The sequence below is a fragment of the Psychrobacter sp. AOP22-C1-C5 genome (assembly GCF_052378885.1).
Classification (GTDB): Bacteria; Pseudomonadota; Gammaproteobacteria; order Pseudomonadales; family Moraxellaceae; genus Psychrobacter.
Genome location: NZ_JBQSYC010000014.1, coordinates 24290 through 43022, shown reverse-complemented (window position 1 = coordinate 43022; position 18733 = coordinate 24290). Strand labels below are relative to the sequence as shown.

Sequence of the window (18733 nt, the reverse complement as noted above, 5' to 3'; positions counted from 1 at the left end):
ACTTAGTAAATATGCCACAAAGAATTATATAGAGCGCAGACAAACTAATAAAGCCTATAGGAAAACAGCGCGTTTAATTACCTTAAGAAGACTATAGAAAAACAAAGCGATATGCCATACAAAAAAATGAACGGTATCGATTGATACCGTTCATTTATTATTGATAGAAAAGCTATTTTACATAACGAGCCATTCAAACAGCTGACTGTTTAAATCTGCGAATCAGAGGTGCGCGCGTCTTTTTCGACGACTTCTTCTGAATTTGCAGTGACAGAGTTTATCGCATCAAATTCTTCAAACGCTTTTTCTTCTGCTTCAGTCATTGTCAGCTCTTCATCGTCATCAGATTTTTCGAATTCTTCAAGTACTGGCATCAGTAGTGTGGCTTGTGCTAATGGCAAGACATCTACAGGCTTTAAGTCCGCTTGGCCGAGCAGTTGTCTTAATCGGTCACTTGGCAAACGAATGGTTAAGCATTCATGACCATTGTCGTCATAGCTTTCTTCTAAAATGACGCCGAGCTCATACAACGCATTTTTTAGCTGCCCTGCATTATAAGGTAGTGTCAAATCAAAGGTAGTTAGTGTACCGGTCAGTAACTGCTGTACAGCCAATGACAATTCTTCCATACCTAAGTTTTCTCTAGAAGAAACATAGACACGATTGGGTTGACCTTCGCTGGCATAACCGATATGCGCAGGCTCATCGGTCAAATCGATCTTATTATAAACATTAAGCACCGGTACATCATTGTTAATTTCGGCCAGTACGTCTTTGACCGCCTTAATCTGCTCATGCATGTCTTCACTTGATGAGTCGATGACGTGTAGCAGTAAGTCTGCTTCAAGTGTCTCTTCAAGTGTCGCGTGAAAAGATTCAACCAATTCATGTGGAAGATGACGGACGAAACCCACGGTATCGACCAATACTACACGCCCCACACCTTGCCAGTCTAAGCGGCGTAACGTCGGGTCGAGCGTCGCAAATAGTTTGTCGGCCGCATAAATATTTTCATCGACCAAGCGATTAAACAAAGTAGACTTACCAGCATTGGTATAACCAACAAGCGAGATAGTTGGTACATCAGATTTTTGACGGCGCGCTCGACCTTGCGCACGTGTCTGTCTGACTTTTTCAATTCTACTTTTGAGCTGCATGACTCGTACTTGTAGCAAGCGACGATCCGTCTCAAGCTGGGTTTCACCAGGACCACGCAGACCAATACCGCCTTTTTGACGTTCCAAATGCGTCCAACCACGTACCAAACGCGTCGATAGATGATTGAGCTGCGCCAGCTCTACTTGCAGCTTACCTTCATAGGTACGGGCACGCTGCGCAAAAATATCCAAAATCAAGCCAGTGCGGTCAAGCACGCGGCATTTCACTAATGCTTCAATATTACGCTCTTGTGAGGGCGACAAGCTGTGGTTAAACAGGACAATGTCGGCGTCGTGCTCGCGCACCAATTCTGCTATTTCTTCTGCTTTACCGCTACCTACGAAGTATTTGGCATCAGGACGCGCGCGCGAACCTGTGACCAGTGCCAAACGATCGGCACCTGCCGAATCTGCCAACAGCTCAAATTCGCCAAGATCATCAGGATCTTGGATTTGGCGGATGTCTAAATGTACTATAATGGCGCGTTCGCCACCTTCATGTCTTTCAAAATAATCCAAAGAGTATCACCTATTCAATAAAGTAAATAAACCGCTTTGATGCCCGTGCTTAACATAGTACTTAAAAACACAGGACTTAAAAACACAGCGCTTAAGAAAATAACGCTATGAAATAAACGTCTAAACTTATTAAGCTGAGCATCAAAGCAGCGTTCAGATAACCATTTATATGTGGTCTTATCACTTGATATTAAAGGGTATTGGCAGGATTATTGATGATTTTATGTTACAGCGTGAATGGTTGAATGTTCTGTCGGCAAAGAAATGGCAGTCATCTTGAATGTTATTCGATAATAAAAGGTTAAAAAACGAGCAATAAATACTAGACTCAAACATTAATAAAAGCGATTTATAATCCAGTGCACAAATCGTCACTGACTGGACGAATTTTGTTATACTCACAGCGCTTGTTTAAGATATATAATCATAAGTTTTTTAATCACGAGGGACACAGATGAGCCAATCTAAGTCAGGCTTTTCACTCAGACGGCAGTTGGGTCGCGGCAGACAAATTGCTGGCATGACCACGACAATCGCTGGTGGCATGCGCGCTGCCCAAAGAATTGGGGCGTTTAGACAACCGCCGCGCGAAACCTTACCCCGCTATATCCAAACCTTTTGCCGCAAAATGGCAGGCTCTTTTGGCGTCAAGGTCGTTGCTATTGAGCCAGTAGAGCAGCATCATGGTCTATGGGTATCCAATCATGTGTCATGGATGGATATCCCTGTGGTCGGTACGCTCAGTCCCGCTTTTTTCTTATCTAAAGCTGAGATTGGCGAATGGCCTATATTTGGTAAATTGGCTCAGGCCGCGGGCACCGTGTTTATTGAGCGTGGTTCCGGTGATGCAGGTTCGGTCGCAACGCAAATTGCCAGCTTTTTAACCGAAGGGTTTTCGGTGATATTTTTTCCAGAAGCGACCACGACTGATGGCAAAAAGATTAAGCGTATCCATGGTACTTTGCTACAAGCCGCCATCGATGCGGACGTGCCTGTTCGACCTCTCGTCATCGCTTATGTCAATAAAGATGGGACTTTGAGCGAAGCACTACCGTACTACGGTAAGCTTACGATGAAAGAGAGCTTGAAAAAGGTGCTTGATAGTAAAGATGTCACCGCCTATGTATTGCCACTTGAGTCTATAGACCCCAAGGGTTTGAATAAAAGTGAGCTGACCAATTTATTACAAGCACGTATGCAAGAAGGTTTGGCCGAACTGCATTCGCGGGTGTTAACGACCGCTCCTAAAGCCTAAAGCCTAAAGCTTTATGTGAGTTAGAACGTAAGTAGACATAAAAAAGGCGCAAATCGCAGTGATAATTTTAGCGATTTGCGCCTTTTTCTTTATTTTAGTCAGTTTAAAATAAAAAGGCTTTTACTGGTAAATATATTCTGCTGGTACGACTTTTTCTTGCATTCTAAGGTGATGGATTGGGATGCTGCGTGTGCACCGCTTCAATTGCGTCCAGTACATCTTTGGTTAAATCGACATTTATACTATCGATATTAGATTTAAGCTGTTTGGTCGTAGTTGCTCCAATAATATTACTGGTGACAAACGAGCGCGAATTGACAAAAGCCAATGCCATCTGTGCCATGTCTAACCCTGCCTCCGCTGCGATCTTGGCATACTGTTCGGTGGCTGATATGGCTTGCTCATTGGTATAACGGGCAAAGCGATCATACATAGTAAGACGCGCGCCAGCTGGGCGTTTGCCATCGAGATATTTACCAGACAGAACGCCAAAGCCAAGCGGAGAGTAAGCGAGCAGACCAACGCTTTCACGATGTGCCATTTCTGCCATACCGACTTCATATAGGCGGTTAAGTAAACTATAAGGGTTTTGGACAGTGATGGGCGCGATTAAGCCGTTTTTATCCGCCTCCCATAGGTAACGCATTAGACCCCAAGCAGTGTCGTTCGACAAGCCATAAGCGCGAATACGACCTTTTTTAATCTCATCATTTAACGCTTGAATGGTTTCTAAAAAGGGTGTTAAGTCATCCAGTGATTGGGCTGCCATCTCTTCTGTATAGCCGCGCTGACCGAAGAAGTTGGTCTGACGCTCGGGCCAATGTAGCTGATAAATATCGATATAATCGGTCTGCAAACGCTCAAGATTGCCATCAATCGCACCGCTAATGTGTTCAGCCGTATAACGTGTCTGCCCATCACGCAAAAAATCCATTGGTGAGATTTTGCTAGCAAGAATGACTTTGTCACGCTGTTTGGTCTTATTAAACCATGTGCCCATGAATTGTTCGGTAGCGCCTTGCTTGTCTTTATCTGGCGGTGACGGATACATCTCAGCAGTATCCCAAAAGTTCACGCCTTCGCTCAGTGCCATGTCCATTTGCGTGTGTGCGTCAGATTCGGTATTTTGCTGTCCCCACGTCATGGTACCTAGGCAGATTTTAGAAACTTTTTCATTGAGTTGTGGCAATGTTTCATATTGCATACGACTGTCCTTTTTGACTTTGTTTTTATTTAAAATTACTTTTATTATGATTGTGCGTTTACATTAACTGTATACCAGTAACGCCAGGCGGGGTCACTTTAAAAACTTTTACTTTAAATAGTACGGATTGCCCAGCAAGTGGATGGTTAAAATCCACCTCAATTTCGTCATCATCAATAGCGCTAATGGTACCGGGCAAAGTGTTTTTACCTTTGTCTTCAAATTCAACCATCATGCCTATTTCAGGATTGTCAGCAACGAGTGCAAACTGAGGGCGGCTGAAGTGTTGGATATTGTCAGGGTTCCAATCACCAAACGCCTGCTCTGGCTCAAGGTGAGCTGTACGCGTGTCTCCTGCGCGCAGATTCATCAGTACCTGCTCAAAGCCTGGCAATAAACTCTCATCACCAATGGTCAAGCTCACAGGCTTGTCTCGGCTAAAGGTAGAGTCAATGACTGTTCCGTTTTCTAGCGATACTTCAAAATGCAGCTTAACAAGGCTGCCATACGTGATACGTGTGTCTTCGTTTGGATTAATAAACTGCGAATCGGTCATAGTAAAAGCCACCTATTGCTTGGGTAAAAACTGCTGAATGAAAAATTGAAGTTACGAGCGATGTCAGAAATGATAAGCCATCTGAAAAAGGTTGTAAGCGTAAATAGTGTAACGCAAATAGTGTACTATATTTGCCGAGTCTAAGAGAGCGTAGGAGTATCCATGGCAAATAAGCAACAAGGCCACATTAAAAAGTGGCAAGACGACAAAGGTTTTGGTTTTATCGAGACGCAGAATGGCGAGTCCGTCTTCTTTCATATTAATGAGTTTAAAGCGCGCCGTCGGCCTGATGTCGGTGAGCAAGTGGTGTTTACCGTGGGGCAGGACAACCAAGGCCGAAAGCAAGCAAAAGACGTGCAAGAGCTTCACTTCGTACAACAAAAAATGGCGCAAAAGAATCAGCAAATTCGCCAGCGTAATGCCAAACGTAGCGCTCAGGCGGACTTTGAGTCAGGTCAAAAAAAACGCTTGTTCTTAGGCGCTGGGTTCTATGGCGTCTTGCTTTTATTGGCTGCTACCAATAAGCTGAGCTGGCTGGTGGTAGGCTGGTACGCGGCATTGGGGGTCATCACCTATGCGATGTACGCTAAGGACAAAGCGGCTGCCCAAAATGGCGATTGGCGAACGCCTGAATCCACATTGCATGTGCTAAGCGCGCTTGGCGGTTGGGTAGGGGCTATGGTTGCACAGACTTATCTACGTCATAAATCACAAAAGCCTGAGTTTCGCGTGGCCTATTACTTGACTGTCATAATTAATATGGCAGGCTTATTGTTTATATTGTCAGGTGACGGCTTGGCATTTTTGGAAGGGTTGTGGTAGGTATTATTGCTTACAAGCATTGCAACGAGCTACTAAGATGAATTTTCCTTGCTTGCTGTGCCTACGCAAACAGAGGATGCGCAAAATTTATCCCAGTAGCCCTATGTTTATTTTATAGTGGCTCGACTATTCAAACCCATTTATTACTTCTCTTCTAATGCTTGCTTGTAGACAATAGCATCTCTATCTGAATAGCAGCAGAAAATAACCTCACGGATCGAAAAGTTAGCATCTTGCTTGAGACCATTTAATACAAACGCTTGTACCGCTTCTATGGCTACTTCGGTGGCCTTATCTAATGGATAGCCATAGACGCCCGTACTGATAGCGGGAAAGGCGATACTGGCAAGACCTTGCTCAACCGCTAGCGCCAACGACTTTTGATAACAGCTGGTGAGTAGTGCTTCTTCATTACGATTGCCCCCATGCCAAACAGGACCGACAGTATGAATCACATACTGAGAGGGCAAGTCAAATGCTGGACTTATTTTAGCATCGCCTGTTTGACACCCATTCAATGTGCGGCAATAATTAAGCAATGCTGGGCCAGCGGCTCGATGAATCGCACCATCCACACCGCCGCCGCCCAGCAAACTTGAATTGGCCGCATTGACAATCGCATCGACGTTTAGCGTGGTAATGTCTGCTTGTAATACGGTCAAAGTAAAAGCATGCTCATTGTTAGCAGCGTCGGTAATATTCATCTGTTTTTGAAAAATAGGCTCTGCGCGATTAGTTGACATAAAAAGTCCTTTTTAATTTATTCGATAATCATTTATTGATAAAGTCTAAAGGACTTTCTGCGTTTTACTTGTATATGGTGTGAGTAGAATAAGTTGTAATTTATAACATTTAGTGCCTATGATTGGCTGGGTAGGCAGGATTATATAGCAGGTGATAGCTATAGTAGCGTATAACGAAAGCTGCACTAATACTTTCACTTATCATAAATAACTGACAAAAAAGAAGGCGGATTACTTATACGTATTCCGCCTTTTTTTCTTTCTTATAAAATCATCTAACCTTATGATCGTGGCGCTTCACGCTTCTTTTCTAAAAATAGCATATCAATAACAATCAATGCCACACCAATGCTAATGCCCATATCAGCGATATTGAAGATCGGATAATGCCAAACGTCGGCATTATGCACATGGATAAAATCAATGACGTGACCATGGAGCAAACGATCAATTAAGTTGCCAACCGCGCCGCCAAGTACCAAAGCCAGACCGATAGAGAGTAGTGTGGCTTTGCGAGGGGCTTTAATCAGATAGATTATCAAAAAAAGCGACATCACTAGCGCCAACCCTGAAAAAAACCACTTTTGCCAACCGCCAGCATCTGCCAGAAAGCTAAAGGCAGCGCCATAGTTATAAGCAAGCGTCCAGTTAAGAAATGGCTCTATCACAGGTACAGGCTCATGAAAAGTCAGGTTGGTTTCAGCCAACCACTTCGTCCACTGGTCAATGATTATCACGACCAACGACAATAGATACCACATAAACGCGCGACTACCATTGGCTATAATTTTTGGCGTTTTGGTTAAGCGACTTCTTGGTGTTGATGAGTTACCCGTTGTCGCATGAGCAGGCTTCGGTGTACTATCAACATCAACAGGTGGCAGATTATTTTCTGTTGAATTAGGCATAGTGGCGCACCTCGCCATCACCGCTGACATTGGTTACGCAACGAGCACACAATTCAGGGTGTCCACTATCTGTTCCAATATCGTCACGGATGTGCCAACAGCGCACGCATTTGGTACCAGTTGCAGCTTTTACATCTACGACCAAATCTACAGATTCGTCTGTATCGATGTCAGTTTGCCCATCTTGACTACCCAAGTTAGTCGGTACAGCGCTCATCGGCTGCAATGTCGCCTTGCTAGTAATAAGAACAAAACGAAGCTCTTCACCTAATTTCGTTAAGCTATCATGCATCGAGCCATCGGCATATAGGCTGACATCGGCTGATAGATTGGCGTTGATGATTTTTTCGCCGCGTGCCGTTTCGATGTTTTTATTGACCATGTCTTTAGCCAGCATGATACGTTGCCAGTCATCGTTACTGATGGCGCTTAGCTCAAACTCTGGGAAGGTGTACCATTCTTCAGTGAACACATAACTGTCTGTGCCATGCAATACTTCCCACGCTTCTTGCGCCGTGAACGATAAGATAGGTGCGATCCAGCGGATTAGAGCATCAGCAATATGATAAATAGCCGTTTGTGCAGAGCGGCGCGGCTGACCATCGGTTTGTGTGGTGTATTGACGGTCTTTGATGATATCTAAATAGAAGCTACCCAAGTCTTGCGAACAAAACGCTGTCACATGCTGAGTGACTTGGTGAAAGTCCATGGCATCATACGCACTAATAATCTGTGCTTGTACTGCTTGCGCACGTTCAATGATGAACTTATCTAGGCTTACCAATTCATTAACATCAACGCTGTCGGTCTCTGGATTAAAGTCATCAGTATTGGCAAGTAAAAAACGCAGCGTATTTCGGATGCGGCGATACTGATCGGTTGCCCCTTTAAATGAGGCTTTACTCGCGCTCATCTCATAACGATAATCGCTAGATGCAATCCACAAACGTAGCATGTCCGCGCCCGTTTTGTTGATTTCTTCTTGCGGCGTGATGATATTGCCAAGTGACTTACTCATCTTGCGACCGTTTTCATCGACGACAAAACCATGGGTCAATACTTGCTTAAACGGCGGGCGCTCATACATGGCTTCAGAAGTCAGTAAAGATGTCTGGAACCAGCCGCGATGTTGGTCAGAGCCTTCAAGATAGATATCAGCAGGGTTGGTCAGCTCATCACGCTGTTCAAGCACCGCAAAATGGGTTGTACCTGAATCAAACCACACGTCTAAGGTATCAGTTGCTTTGTCATAATCAGCCGCCTCGTCACCCAAGAAGTCTTCACAGCTGGCATCAAACCAAGCTTCTACGCCGCCCTCATTGATTTTTTGGGCAGCCGTTTCCATCAGCTCAAGCGTGTTTGGATGCAGCTCGCCAGTTTCTTTGTGCGTAAAGAAAGTGATGGGTACGCCCCATGTACGCTGGCGTGAGATACACCAATCAGGACGACCATTCATCATGGCTTCAATACGATTCTGCCCCCACGCTGGCGTCCAGTTGACTTTAGGGATATCAGCAAGTGCGCGCTCACGCAAGCCTTTGGCTTCCATACTGATAAACCACTGCGGGGTCGCGCGGAAGATAATCGGCGACTTATGACGCCAGCAATGCGGATAGCTGTGCTCAATCTTGGTATGGTTGATTAGATGACCGTTCTCATACAAAGCGGCGATGATTTTTGGATTGGCTTTATAGATATGCTCACCAGCAAATACCGCTGCGCTCTCTAAATAGACGCCCGTACCGCTTACTGGGTTTTCAACGGGCAAATCATATTTAAGACCAACGATATAATCGTCAAGACCATGACCGGGCGCAGTATGTACCAGACCAGTACCACTGTCGGTCGTCACATGCTCACCTAAGATAAGTGGCACTTGACGCTCTACAATCAATGGATGTTGGGCGCGCAAGCCTTCAAGCTCACGGCCTGATACGGTCGCAAGGACACCTTTATTTTCTAATTTAAGTTCAGTCAGTGCCGTTTCAACCAAATCAGTCGCTAATAGCAAGTTGCCTTTTTCAGTGGCGACTACGCTATAGTCATGCTCAGGATGTACTGAGATGGCTTGGTTTGCAGGCAATGTCCACGGCGTCGTTGTCCAGATAACTGCGGCGACGTTGTCTTTTATTTCAGACAGTGACGCCACCTTATCGGTGTCCAGCACATCAAAGCTGACGTAGATCGCATCAGAGACTTTATCTTGGTACTCGACCTCAGCTTCTGCCAATGCAGAACTACAGTCCAAGCACCAGTTGACAGGTTTCATACCGCGAGTCACATGACCGTTGTCATAAATTTTGGCAAGGGCGCGTACGATGTTGGCTTCTTGATGGAAGTTCATCGTCAAATAAGGATTGTCCCAATCGCCAAACACCCCCAGACGCTTAAAATCTGCCTTTTGTAGGTCAATTTGTGTACTGGCATACTCACGGCAAAGCCCGCGAAACTCAGTCGCAGAGACTTTTTGACCGACTTTGCCGACTTTGGCTTCTACCTTTTGCTCGATAGGCAGACCATGACAGTCCCAACCGGGCACGTAAGGCGCATCAAAACCTGATAGCGTTTTTGACTTTACGATAATGTCTTTTAGTACTTTATTGACCGCGTGACCTAAGTGAATCTGACCGTTGGCGTACGGAGGGCCATCGTGCAAAATATACTTGGGCGCACCCGCACGCGCCGTGCGAATTTTGCCATACACGTCATCCGCTTCCCAAGCAGCAAGCCAATCTGGCTCACGTTTGGCAAGGTTTGCACGCATCGCAAATGGCGTATCGGCAAGGTTTAGGGTGTCTTTATAATCGTGGCTTGGTGTATCGGTACTTTTATCAGTCATAAAGGTGTCTTTTTAAAAGGTAGAAGTGGGTTAAAAAATTGATTCAACATTAGGGACGAAATTTAAAACAGTGCTCAGCTCATGGGTTAGGCATCAAGGGTCGTGCTCTTGTTTATGGTGTTAAATCGCTTTAAAAGCAATACAAGGTCGCTTGGGTAAAAATTTTGTAGCAAATAGAAATAGAACCCTGCTTGCAAACCATTAGTCAGAAAAGTTTATATCAGCTTTTTATAAATACAGGTACATCAATAATAAATGCTAATGCGCCGAATGCAACCTAAAATACAGGTATCAGCCATAAAGGGCAATCATAAAACCAAGTAGAGCTATCTTAAGATAAAGGCAGCTATTATATGCCAAAAAGGAAGGGGTAAAAAGAGCTGACCGGTGTTGCTTCTATTTCGCTCAACATCAACGGTTTATCTTATAAGCACCGCACTGATTAAACTATGTTTTTGACATGCTTAGGTAGTTATTCGCTAGTGCAAACAAAGTGGCGAAATGCTAAAAAATTGAGGACAACCATAGCCGCAATTTTAATGACCAAAGTGGCTGAATACCAGTCAAACCTTGAGTCATCTCACCGTCTTTTAAAACAACATATGATGGCGTGACTTGTCCTTGCCAATCGGCAAAGATACTGCCTTCTTGGTCGTTTATTGTCATAAAATCATAACTGTTTTGATTAAGATAACTCTGTAGCTCTTGGTCAGATCCTGATTTAACAGCAATAGTGACAACGGGGTAATTGCCTGCCGATGCAAGCTTGTCTATCGTTGGAGAGGTGATACTACAAACTGAACACCATGTACCCCAAAAATATACCAGCGTTGGTTGCTCATGGCTCAATGCTGCCAAGTTAATAGTTTGACTTTGATAATCTGTCAATTGCAACTGCGGGTTGGCTGGCATGATAGGTTGGCGCCACCAATTGATCGCTGTATAGATTACGATAAACATCAGAGCATATAGCAATACGGTTTTAAAAACAGACAGCACCTTCTGGGTCGGTGTCTTTTTTAGTGTCTGTGTTGTTTTACGCATATAGTCGATACTCAAAAGAATGGATACACGGCATTAAATGCGTGACTAATAAAAATTTTTCTTGCTTGCTGTGCTTTCGCCGACAGAGGCGGCAAAAAATTTGCCCTAGTCATGCTGACTCTTTTTTATATTGACCTGACTACAGCATTCGTCATAACAGCTGGTTTTGTCCTGAGTATTTTTTAATATACGCAATTCAATCTAAAGAGAGTCTATTTCAGCTCAGCTGTACTTATTTTACAGTGAATAGACTGTAGATAAAAATAAACGGCTGAGTGGTCAGCCGTTTATTAAATACTATTACTATATGACGCTTATATTAGGCGACTAGCATGAGCTAACTAGGGTTTTTGTGCGCGGTTTTGTAATGGATCACCAGTGAGGACACTGCCTGAATTTTCACGGCGCTCTTCATCACTCAGCTTGCTTGCAGGAATTTTGGCTTTTCGCTTCCATTTTAAGCTAAATAAATCATCACGGCGATCAATCAGATTATGTACCGAGCCTTCGTTACGGACGTGAGTCAGCTTATCTAAATTCACATCTGAGAAGAAGATCATTTCAGTGTTGGCCGTCGTTTCTGCCATAATCGCGTCATGCGGGAACGCAAAGTCCGATGGTGAAAAGATAGACGACTGCGCGTACTGAATGTCTAAGCTTTCAACTTGCGGTAAGTTACCCACTGAGCCACAAATCATCACATAACATTCGTTCTCAATGGCACGCGCTTGAGCACAGTGACGCACACGCAAATAGCCATTTTTGGTATCTGTCCAGAAAGGCACGAACAAAATATCCATGTCGTCAAGCGCCAGCAAGCGGGCAAGCTCAGGGAATTCAACATCATAGCAGACCAAGATACCAATACGGCCAGCATCTGTATCGAATACTTTAACTTCGTCACCACCTTCGATGACCCAAGCACTACGCTCATGAGGCGTAATATGGATTTTGCGTTGTTCTTCAACCGTACCATCGCGGCGGCACAAGTAGCTGACATTGTATAACGTATCGTCTTCATCTAATAATGGCATTGAGCCCATGATCACGTTGACGTTATAGCTAACCGCTAAATGCGAAACTTCGTTTTTGAACCATTCGGTATAACCTGCCAAAAAGCGAATCGCGATGTTCTGATCGGTTGATTCACACAAACCCATTAAAGGCGCATTAAAAAACTCTGGCAAACAAGCAAAGTCTGAGTTGTAATCGGCCATGACATCGACAAAGAATTCGACTTGTTGTAACAGTTCTTCGGGTGACTCGACCTCACGCATTTGCCATTGAATACCACCGATACGCACTTCAGACTTGCGTGTATTAGGCTTATAGTCTTTTGGCTCATAATAAATATTTGCCCACTCAAGTAGCGTGGCAAATCCTTTAGATTGTGCGTCATCAGGTAGGTAGGCTGTCAAAATACGCTTGACGATAAAGCCGTTCGATAATTGAAAAGACAGCGCAGGATCATGGATTTCACGAGCCGCGACCGCATCGATATATTCGCCCGGCGTAAGGTCTTGGTGATTATGATAATTGGGAATGCGACCACCCGCCAAAATAGCACGGAAGTTTAGCTGGCGACAAAGCTCTTTACGGGCATCATACAACCTGCGCCCCAAGCGATAACCACGATATTCAGGATCAATTAACGCATCTAACCCATAGATAGCGTCCCCTTCTGGGTCGTCTCTGATGATCTCTTTTTGACCAATTAAATCATCATAAGTATGCGGGTTTGAGAACTTTGCATAATCAACGCGCATGGATAAGACGATACCGATCAATTGATCGTGGTCAAACAAAGCAATCTGGCCTTCAGGGAAAGCGTCAATCAAGGTATTAATAGTATTCTTTGACCAAGCGCCACCTAAGTTGACATAGACGCGATCCATTAATGCTTTTAGTTGTGGATAGTCTTTCTTCTTAATCTCGGCAATCGTAAGATGAAAGTAGTCTAACTTTTCTATTTTGCTCATAATTTTCCTGTTTTTCGCTTTTTACTGGTGTGGTGATATCAGATCTAGAGACATGAAAGTATTTGGCTAACAGGTCTTTGTGTAACTGAAACGATAAATATATTTCAATAGTAGAATATTATCGTTACAATGATTTATCGCTGTATTTACAATACGTTATAACGATATTCTATCTCATTTAGCCCATGTATTTTACTAGAGTTGACTTTGATTTAAGTGACGTGTTGGTCAGAACATCGATAAAAATGATGCTTAAGAAGCAAGTATAGAGTTAGCTATCAGCAGTGATGAACAATAGTAACTCGAACAAATGTGAATCTAATATCTGTCTTCAAAAAATTATATGAATTATTTCTGATATCAATCTCATATCACCTTTAAATAGTTCCTTTCAGTACCCATTTCTCGATACCTTTTATTTTGTTCGCTATCATAACAAGCCACATTTTCAATAACAGGCTAACGTGGTAATTATTTGCTACGTTTTTGTGAGTCCCTATCCTTTGTATTTTTGGGCATCTTTGTTGTTTGTTGTTTAATTTTGCCGTCTATAAGCGCGGCTTTTCAGGATGATTTATTATGCCCTTAAATTATAACGATAGAGTCAGTATGGGTGATGACATAGAAGACTCAGCTCTGATTCAATTGGTGTATGTCAGCAGTTTGACGCTTGGCTCACGCTTGAACACTTCAATATTCGAAGAAGTAGAGCGTCATGCACGTCATTATAATCAGCAGAATGGCATCACAGGCATCTTATGTTATGGCAATGGTCAGTTTTTACAATGCATCGAAGGCAAGAAGGCTCACGTGTTTGCACTAAAGCAGCGTATCTTCGCTGATAGCCGCCATAAAAACGTTGAGACGTTACTGCTGCAAACCATAGATGAGCGTAGCTTCGCCGACTGGCGTATGCGTTTGCTATTTTTGGAGCGCTGGTTATGGTCGCCTGCTAGTAAAAAACAAGCCGCGCAGCTATCACCGTATTTGCCGTTTTTTCCGCACGATTGGTCGCCTGAGCGTACCGAGCACTTTTTGGCGCTTATCAAAAACTTTGATCATCCGCCGCACATTCAGGCAGCAGGTATTACTTATAATGCGCTGGGCAATATGTTTCGTCACATTGCTGCACCGCATCAAGCCTTTTTAATCGTACAAGGTTTCTTAAGCTTACTGCTCATAGTAGGGCTGATGCTGTTGTACTTTTGGTAAAGCCCATCAGCATAGCGCTGGAAAAAAAGGGATCAAGCCATCGGCCGAAGCAAAGGTGGACTGACGACCAAAATACATACTCGTACAGATGCGATAGGCAATCCTACTGGCTTTTATCTGACAGGTGGAGCAGCGCATGACCTGTGTGGCTCAGATGAACTGCTCGATGTCAGTATTAGCCAAACCTGGTTTGTCGATAAGGCTTGCGATGCTGATGCCCGTGTCATTGAACTGATTAAAGCCGTACAAGGCAACGCAGTTATACCGTCTAAGTGTCATCGGTTGCAGCCAAGAGACTTCGATAAAGAGCTCTATAAAGCAAGGCAATTAATTGAGAACTTCTTTGCCAAGATTAAGCAGTACCGTGCGATTGCTACTCGCTATGACAAGTTGGCCTGTCATTTCCTGAGTGCTATTCATCTGGTTTCTTGTGTCACTTGGCTTAATTGATGACACGCCCTAACACTGTTTCTAATAATTAGTAATTTGCCTTAATATTTATTTCAATAGAATTAGCCACGTGTACATTCACTTCATAAATGAAATTAAATCCTCCATATCCCAACATAGTTTTACCTCTCATCTTCGTTTACACGACTACATTTTTTACTTACAACACGCAACCTTTTTAACACACGTTAATTATAAATCTCGATTTTCAAGGTGCTAATATAATTAAGTAATACTTAACTTATATAACATAAACCACTGATTCTAATAATTTTCATCTTGTATTATCACAGCTTATTGCTCATCTAGATTTTGCAATCTTTACTTAATTGGAGAAATTATGCGTGCTTTAACCTACCACGGTGCTAAAGATGTGCGAGTGGACAATGTCCCAGACCCTAAACTGCAAGAAAAAGATGATGTTATTTTACGTGTGACTGCGACTGCAATTTGTGGCTCAGATTTACACTTGTATCGTGGCAAAATGCCTGCAACCGAGGAAGGCGATATTTTCGGTCATGAGTTTATGGGTGTGGTTGAAGAAGTAGGCTCTGAAGTCACTGCTGTTAAGAAAGGCGACAGAGTTGTTATTCCTTTTGTTATCGCATGTGGTAACTGCTTTTTCTGTCAGCATGACCTAATGTCTGCTTGTGAGACTACAAATACAGGCCCAGGCGCTGCGCTTAATAAAAAAATAATTCCGCCACCGGCTGCTTTATTTGGTTTTAGCCATTTATATGGTGGGATTCCTGGTGGACAAGCAGAATTTGTACGGGTTCCTAAAGGTAATTTTAATCCGTTCAAAGTACCTGGCTCACTGTCAGATGAGAAGGTTTTATTTTTATCAGATATTTTACCGACTGCTTGGCAGGCCGTGACTAATGCCAATATTACTAAAGGTTCAACCGTAGCTATTTATGGTGCGGGTCCTGTGGGGTTGTTATCAGCAGCTTGTGCCAAAATGTTAGGCGCTGAGCAGATCTTCGTGGTAGATCATAATGACTACCGTTTGCAGTATGCCAAAGATACGTACGGGGCTGTTCCGGTTAATTTCGATAAGGTAGATGCTGCTGAATTCATCATTGAACAAACCAAAGGGCATCGCGGCGTTGACAGCGTTATTGATGCGATTGGCTTTGAAGCCAAAGGCAGTATGCTAGAAACAATAATGACCAATTTGAAAATTGAAGGGTCAAGTGGTGCAGCTTTACGTCAATGTATTGCAGCTGTGCGTCGTGGCGGGGTCGTTAGTGTTCCTGGTGTGTATGCAGGACCCATTCATGGTTTCTTATTTGGTGACGCTTTTGATAAGGGGCTTACTTTCAAAATGGGCCAAACCCATGTACACAAGTATTTACCACAATTATTAGAGTATATTGAAAATGGTGATTTATCACCTGAAGCTATTATTACTCACCGTATGAATTTGTCTGACGCTGCTAAAGGTTATGAAATTTTCGAAAAGCGTGAAGAAGAATGTCGTAAAGTCATTTTAACTCCTTAATTTTTCAAATTTACCCTTAACTTTTAACATTTAAAGGTTAGGTCATAGCTGCTTTAACGAGATTATCTCAAATAATGATTATCGCTAAAGCAGCTAGGGCGTGTCATCAATTAGCACAGTTATTTTAGAATAAGCTATAGTAACTCTATATTTAGCAATCTGAGTAAAACCATCATAACAAGACGCCATGCCCTACGAGATAACCAATGGGAGAGCATTAAAGACATTCTGCCAGGTCAACCAAATGACGTTGGTGTTACTGCAAAGAATAACCGCTTATTTGTAGAAGCCGTACTGTATCGTTATAAAACAGGCATAGCTTGGCGTGATCTACCTGAACGCTTTGGCGACTTTAGAGTGATTCATACTCGTTTTAGCCGTTGATCAAAAAAAGGCGTATGGGAACAGTTTTTTAATCAGTTGTCTGAGCAATCCGATGATGAATATGCCATGCTAGATGCCACTATTATTAAAGCCCATCAGCATAGCGCTGGAAAAAAAGGGATTAAGCCATCGGCCGCAGCAAAGGTGGACTGACGACCAAAATACATACTCGTACAGATGTGCTAGGCAATCCTACTGGCTTTTATCTGACAGGTGGAGCAGCGCATGACCTGTGTGGCTCAGATGAACTGCTCGATGTCAGTATTAGCCAAATTTGGCTTGCCGATAAGGCTTGCGATGCTGATGCCCGTGTCATTGAACCGATTAAAGCCGTACAAGGCAACGCAGTTATACCGTCTAAGTGTCATCGGTTGCAGCCAAGAGACTTCGATAAAGAGCTCTATAAAGTATGGCACTTAATTGAGAACTTCTTTACCAAAATTAAGCAGTACCGTGCGATTGCTACTCGCTATGACAAGTTAGCCTGTCATTTCCTGAGTGCTATTCCTCTGGTTTCTTGTGTCATTTGGCTTAATTGATGACACGCCCTAGCAGTGCGAATAAAAAAAGACGCAAATTCTCTCTGAGTTCGCGTCTTTTTTGTGTCAATTTTATAGTAAAGCAATGTATTACATATCAAAAATCTTACCACGGTTCATGATGTTGTTTGGATCAAAGACTTTTTTAATCTCACGTAAGTAATCAATCTCAGTCTCACTGCGACTGTAGTGTAAATAAGGCTTCTTGGTCATACCAACGCCATGCTCAGCAGAGACTGAACCGCCATATTTTTGTACCGTATCAAACACGTACTTATTGACGATTTGGCACTCGGCAAAAAAGACGTCCTTGTCCATATTTGTAGGCTTTAAGATATTGAGATGCAAGTTACCATCACCAATGTGACCGAACCAACAGACTTCAAAGTCAGGGTAGTTGCTGCTGACAATATGGTCAATCTCAGTGATAAAGTCGGGCACATGAGTAATCAGTACGGATACGTCGTTTTTGTAAGGCGTAAATACCGATATAGTCTCAGAGATATATTCGCGCAGCTTCCATAGCTCTGTCGCTTGCGCCAAACTTTGGCTCATGACGCCATCGACGACCCAGCCTTGCTCCATGCAGTGCTCAAATATCGCCATCGCTTTGTCCATGATTGGCTCATATGGGGCTTCAAATTCTAGCAACGTATAAAACTTGGTACGTGATTCAAACGGTTCTTGCACTTGACCATGTGCCATCAGCTTATCAATGGCGATATCATCAAAGAATTCAAACGCAGTCAAATCAATTTGCGCTTGGAAGGCAGACAAGACATTCATGACATCATTAAAGTTGTCCATGCCCAGCACCATGACATTTAAGTCTTGCGGCTGACGCTCCAGCTTAATTTGAGCATGAGTGACTAATCCTAGCGTGCCTTCACTACCGATAAACAATTGGCGCAAATCATAACCCGTTGCATTTTTGACCATACCGCGATTGAGGTGCAAGATATCCCCTTTACCAGTGACCACCGTCAGTCCCATGATCCATTGACGGGTCATGCCATAACGAATCACTTTGATACCACCTGCATTGGTGCCGATATTACCGCCCATTTGACTAGAGCCTGCTGAAGCAAAATCAACAGGGTAGTATAAATCTTTGGATTCGGCGAACTGCTGTAACTGTTCAGTGACCACGCCGGCTTCAATCTCAACCATACGATCGGCAGGATAAAATTGACCAATACGGTTCATTTTATCCATGCTGACAACCATCTCGCCATTGGATGCGACTGCACCAGCAGAGAGCCCTGTACGACCACCACTTGGGGTCAATACGACATTGTGTTCATTGGCGAGTAATACAATCGCTTGTACTTGCTCAGTGGTCTTTGGAAAGACAATGGCAGCGGCATTAGGGGCGAAATGTTTGGTCCAATCTTTGCCCCAGTGCTCTAAGCTCTCGCTATCGGTTTTGATTTGGCTGGCATCGAATTGATGAGTATCAAGCAAGGTGCTCAAAACAGTTTGAACAGCGGCTGTGTTGGTTTCAGATGTGCTTTGGCTAGATAAAGAAGTCATGGTCAAATCTCAGTATAAACGTAAGCGCTATGCATAAAGGGGATTATTATATCGCTAAATCGACATAACAAAACCCATATAACTA

At 43.5% G+C, this 18733-nt stretch carries 14 protein-coding genes and 1 pseudogene; 6 read left to right on the top strand and 9 right to left on the bottom strand.

Annotation, left to right across the window (positions count from 1 at the left end; genetic code table 11):
- Positions 1-209 precede the first annotated feature (209 nt).
- Complete coding sequence (gene hflX / locus ACT3TH_RS13210; protein ID WP_444756275.1) at positions 210-1676, bottom strand: ribosome rescue GTPase HflX; 1467 nt, start codon at positions 1674-1676, stop codon at positions 210-212.
- Positions 1677-2130: 454 nt separating this feature from the next.
- On the opposite strand from hflX, the gene ACT3TH_RS13205 reads away from it, so the two are divergent.
- A complete protein-coding gene (locus tag ACT3TH_RS13205; RefSeq protein WP_444756274.1) occupies positions 2131-2931 on the top strand; it encodes a lysophospholipid acyltransferase family protein in 801 nt (266 codons plus the stop codon).
- 163 nt (positions 2932-3094) lie between these two features.
- On the opposite strand, the gene ACT3TH_RS13200 is transcribed toward ACT3TH_RS13205, so the two are convergent.
- Both ACT3TH_RS13200 and fkpB read right to left on the bottom strand, forming a co-directional pair.
- Positions 3095-4135: an aldo/keto reductase gene (locus ACT3TH_RS13200; protein ID WP_444756273.1), complete on the bottom strand. Its 1041-nt coding sequence runs from the start codon at positions 4133-4135 to the stop codon at positions 3095-3097.
- A gap of 58 nt (positions 4136-4193) precedes the next feature.
- A complete protein-coding gene (fkpB, locus tag ACT3TH_RS13195; protein ID WP_444756272.1) occupies positions 4194-4691 on the bottom strand; it encodes an FKBP-type peptidyl-prolyl cis-trans isomerase in 498 nt (165 codons plus the stop codon).
- Positions 4692-4853: 162 nt separating this feature from the next.
- Here fkpB and ACT3TH_RS13190 point away from each other — a divergent pair, with 162 nt between their 5' ends.
- Complete coding sequence (locus tag ACT3TH_RS13190) at positions 4854-5513, top strand: DUF1294 domain-containing protein (protein WP_444756271.1); 660 nt, start codon at positions 4854-4856, stop codon at positions 5511-5513.
- Between the two features lie 143 nt (positions 5514-5656).
- On the opposite strand, the gene ACT3TH_RS13185 is transcribed toward ACT3TH_RS13190, so the two are convergent.
- The 5 genes from ACT3TH_RS13185 to ACT3TH_RS13165 all read right to left on the bottom strand — a co-directional run bounded on the left by ACT3TH_RS13185 (position 5657) and on the right by ACT3TH_RS13165 (position 13026).
- Positions 5657-6256 carry an O-acetyl-ADP-ribose deacetylase gene (locus ACT3TH_RS13185; RefSeq protein ID WP_444756270.1) on the bottom strand — a complete coding sequence of 200 codons (600 nt, stop codon included), beginning with the start codon at positions 6254-6256 and terminating at the stop codon, positions 5657-5659.
- 281 nt (positions 6257-6537) lie between these two features.
- Positions 6538-7164 carry a signal peptidase II gene (gene lspA / locus ACT3TH_RS13180; RefSeq protein ID WP_444756269.1) on the bottom strand — a complete coding sequence of 209 codons (627 nt, stop codon included), beginning with the start codon at positions 7162-7164 and terminating at the stop codon, positions 6538-6540.
- Entirely contained in the window at positions 7157-10003 is a 2847-nt protein-coding gene (ileS, locus tag ACT3TH_RS13175; RefSeq protein WP_444756268.1) for an isoleucine--tRNA ligase, read from the bottom strand. The genes lspA and ileS overlap by 8 nt, the downstream gene beginning before the upstream one ends.
- Before the next feature lie 504 nt (positions 10004-10507).
- Positions 10508-11047, bottom strand: a complete 540-nt coding sequence (locus ACT3TH_RS13170; protein WP_444756267.1) for a protein disulfide oxidoreductase — start codon at positions 11045-11047, stop codon at positions 10508-10510.
- 341 nt (positions 11048-11388) lie between these two features.
- A complete protein-coding gene (locus ACT3TH_RS13165; RefSeq protein WP_444756266.1) occupies positions 11389-13026 on the bottom strand; it encodes a nitrilase-related carbon-nitrogen hydrolase in 1638 nt (545 codons plus the stop codon).
- Positions 13027-13605: 579 nt separating this feature from the next.
- Between ACT3TH_RS13165 and ACT3TH_RS13160 the strand changes: the two genes are divergently transcribed.
- The 4 genes and pseudogenes from ACT3TH_RS13160 to ACT3TH_RS13145 all read left to right on the top strand — a co-directional run bounded on the left by ACT3TH_RS13160 (position 13606) and on the right by ACT3TH_RS13145 (position 17115).
- Positions 13606-14238 (top strand): BLUF domain-containing protein, encoded by a 633-nt coding sequence (locus ACT3TH_RS13160; protein ID WP_444756265.1) that lies wholly within the window; start codon positions 13606-13608, stop codon positions 14236-14238.
- 39 nt (positions 14239-14277) lie between these two features.
- Complete coding sequence (locus ACT3TH_RS13155; RefSeq protein ID WP_444756277.1) at positions 14278-14688, top strand: IS5 family transposase; 411 nt, start codon at positions 14278-14280, stop codon at positions 14686-14688.
- Positions 14689-15028: 340 nt separating this feature from the next.
- The gene (locus ACT3TH_RS13150; protein WP_444756264.1) at positions 15029-16192 is read left to right on the top strand and encodes a zinc-dependent alcohol dehydrogenase; all 1164 of its coding nucleotides are present in this window, start codon (positions 15029-15031) and stop codon (positions 16190-16192) included.
- 174 nt (positions 16193-16366) lie between these two features.
- A pseudogene (locus tag ACT3TH_RS13145) lies at positions 16367-17115 on the top strand (IS5 family transposase).
- A 90-nt stretch (positions 17116-17205) separates the two neighbouring features.
- Here the strand turns inward: ACT3TH_RS13145 and ACT3TH_RS13140 are convergent.
- Entirely contained in the window at positions 17206-18648 is a 1443-nt protein-coding gene (locus ACT3TH_RS13140; RefSeq protein ID WP_444756263.1) for an FAD-binding oxidoreductase, read from the bottom strand.
- Positions 18649-18733: the final 85 nt, after the last annotated feature.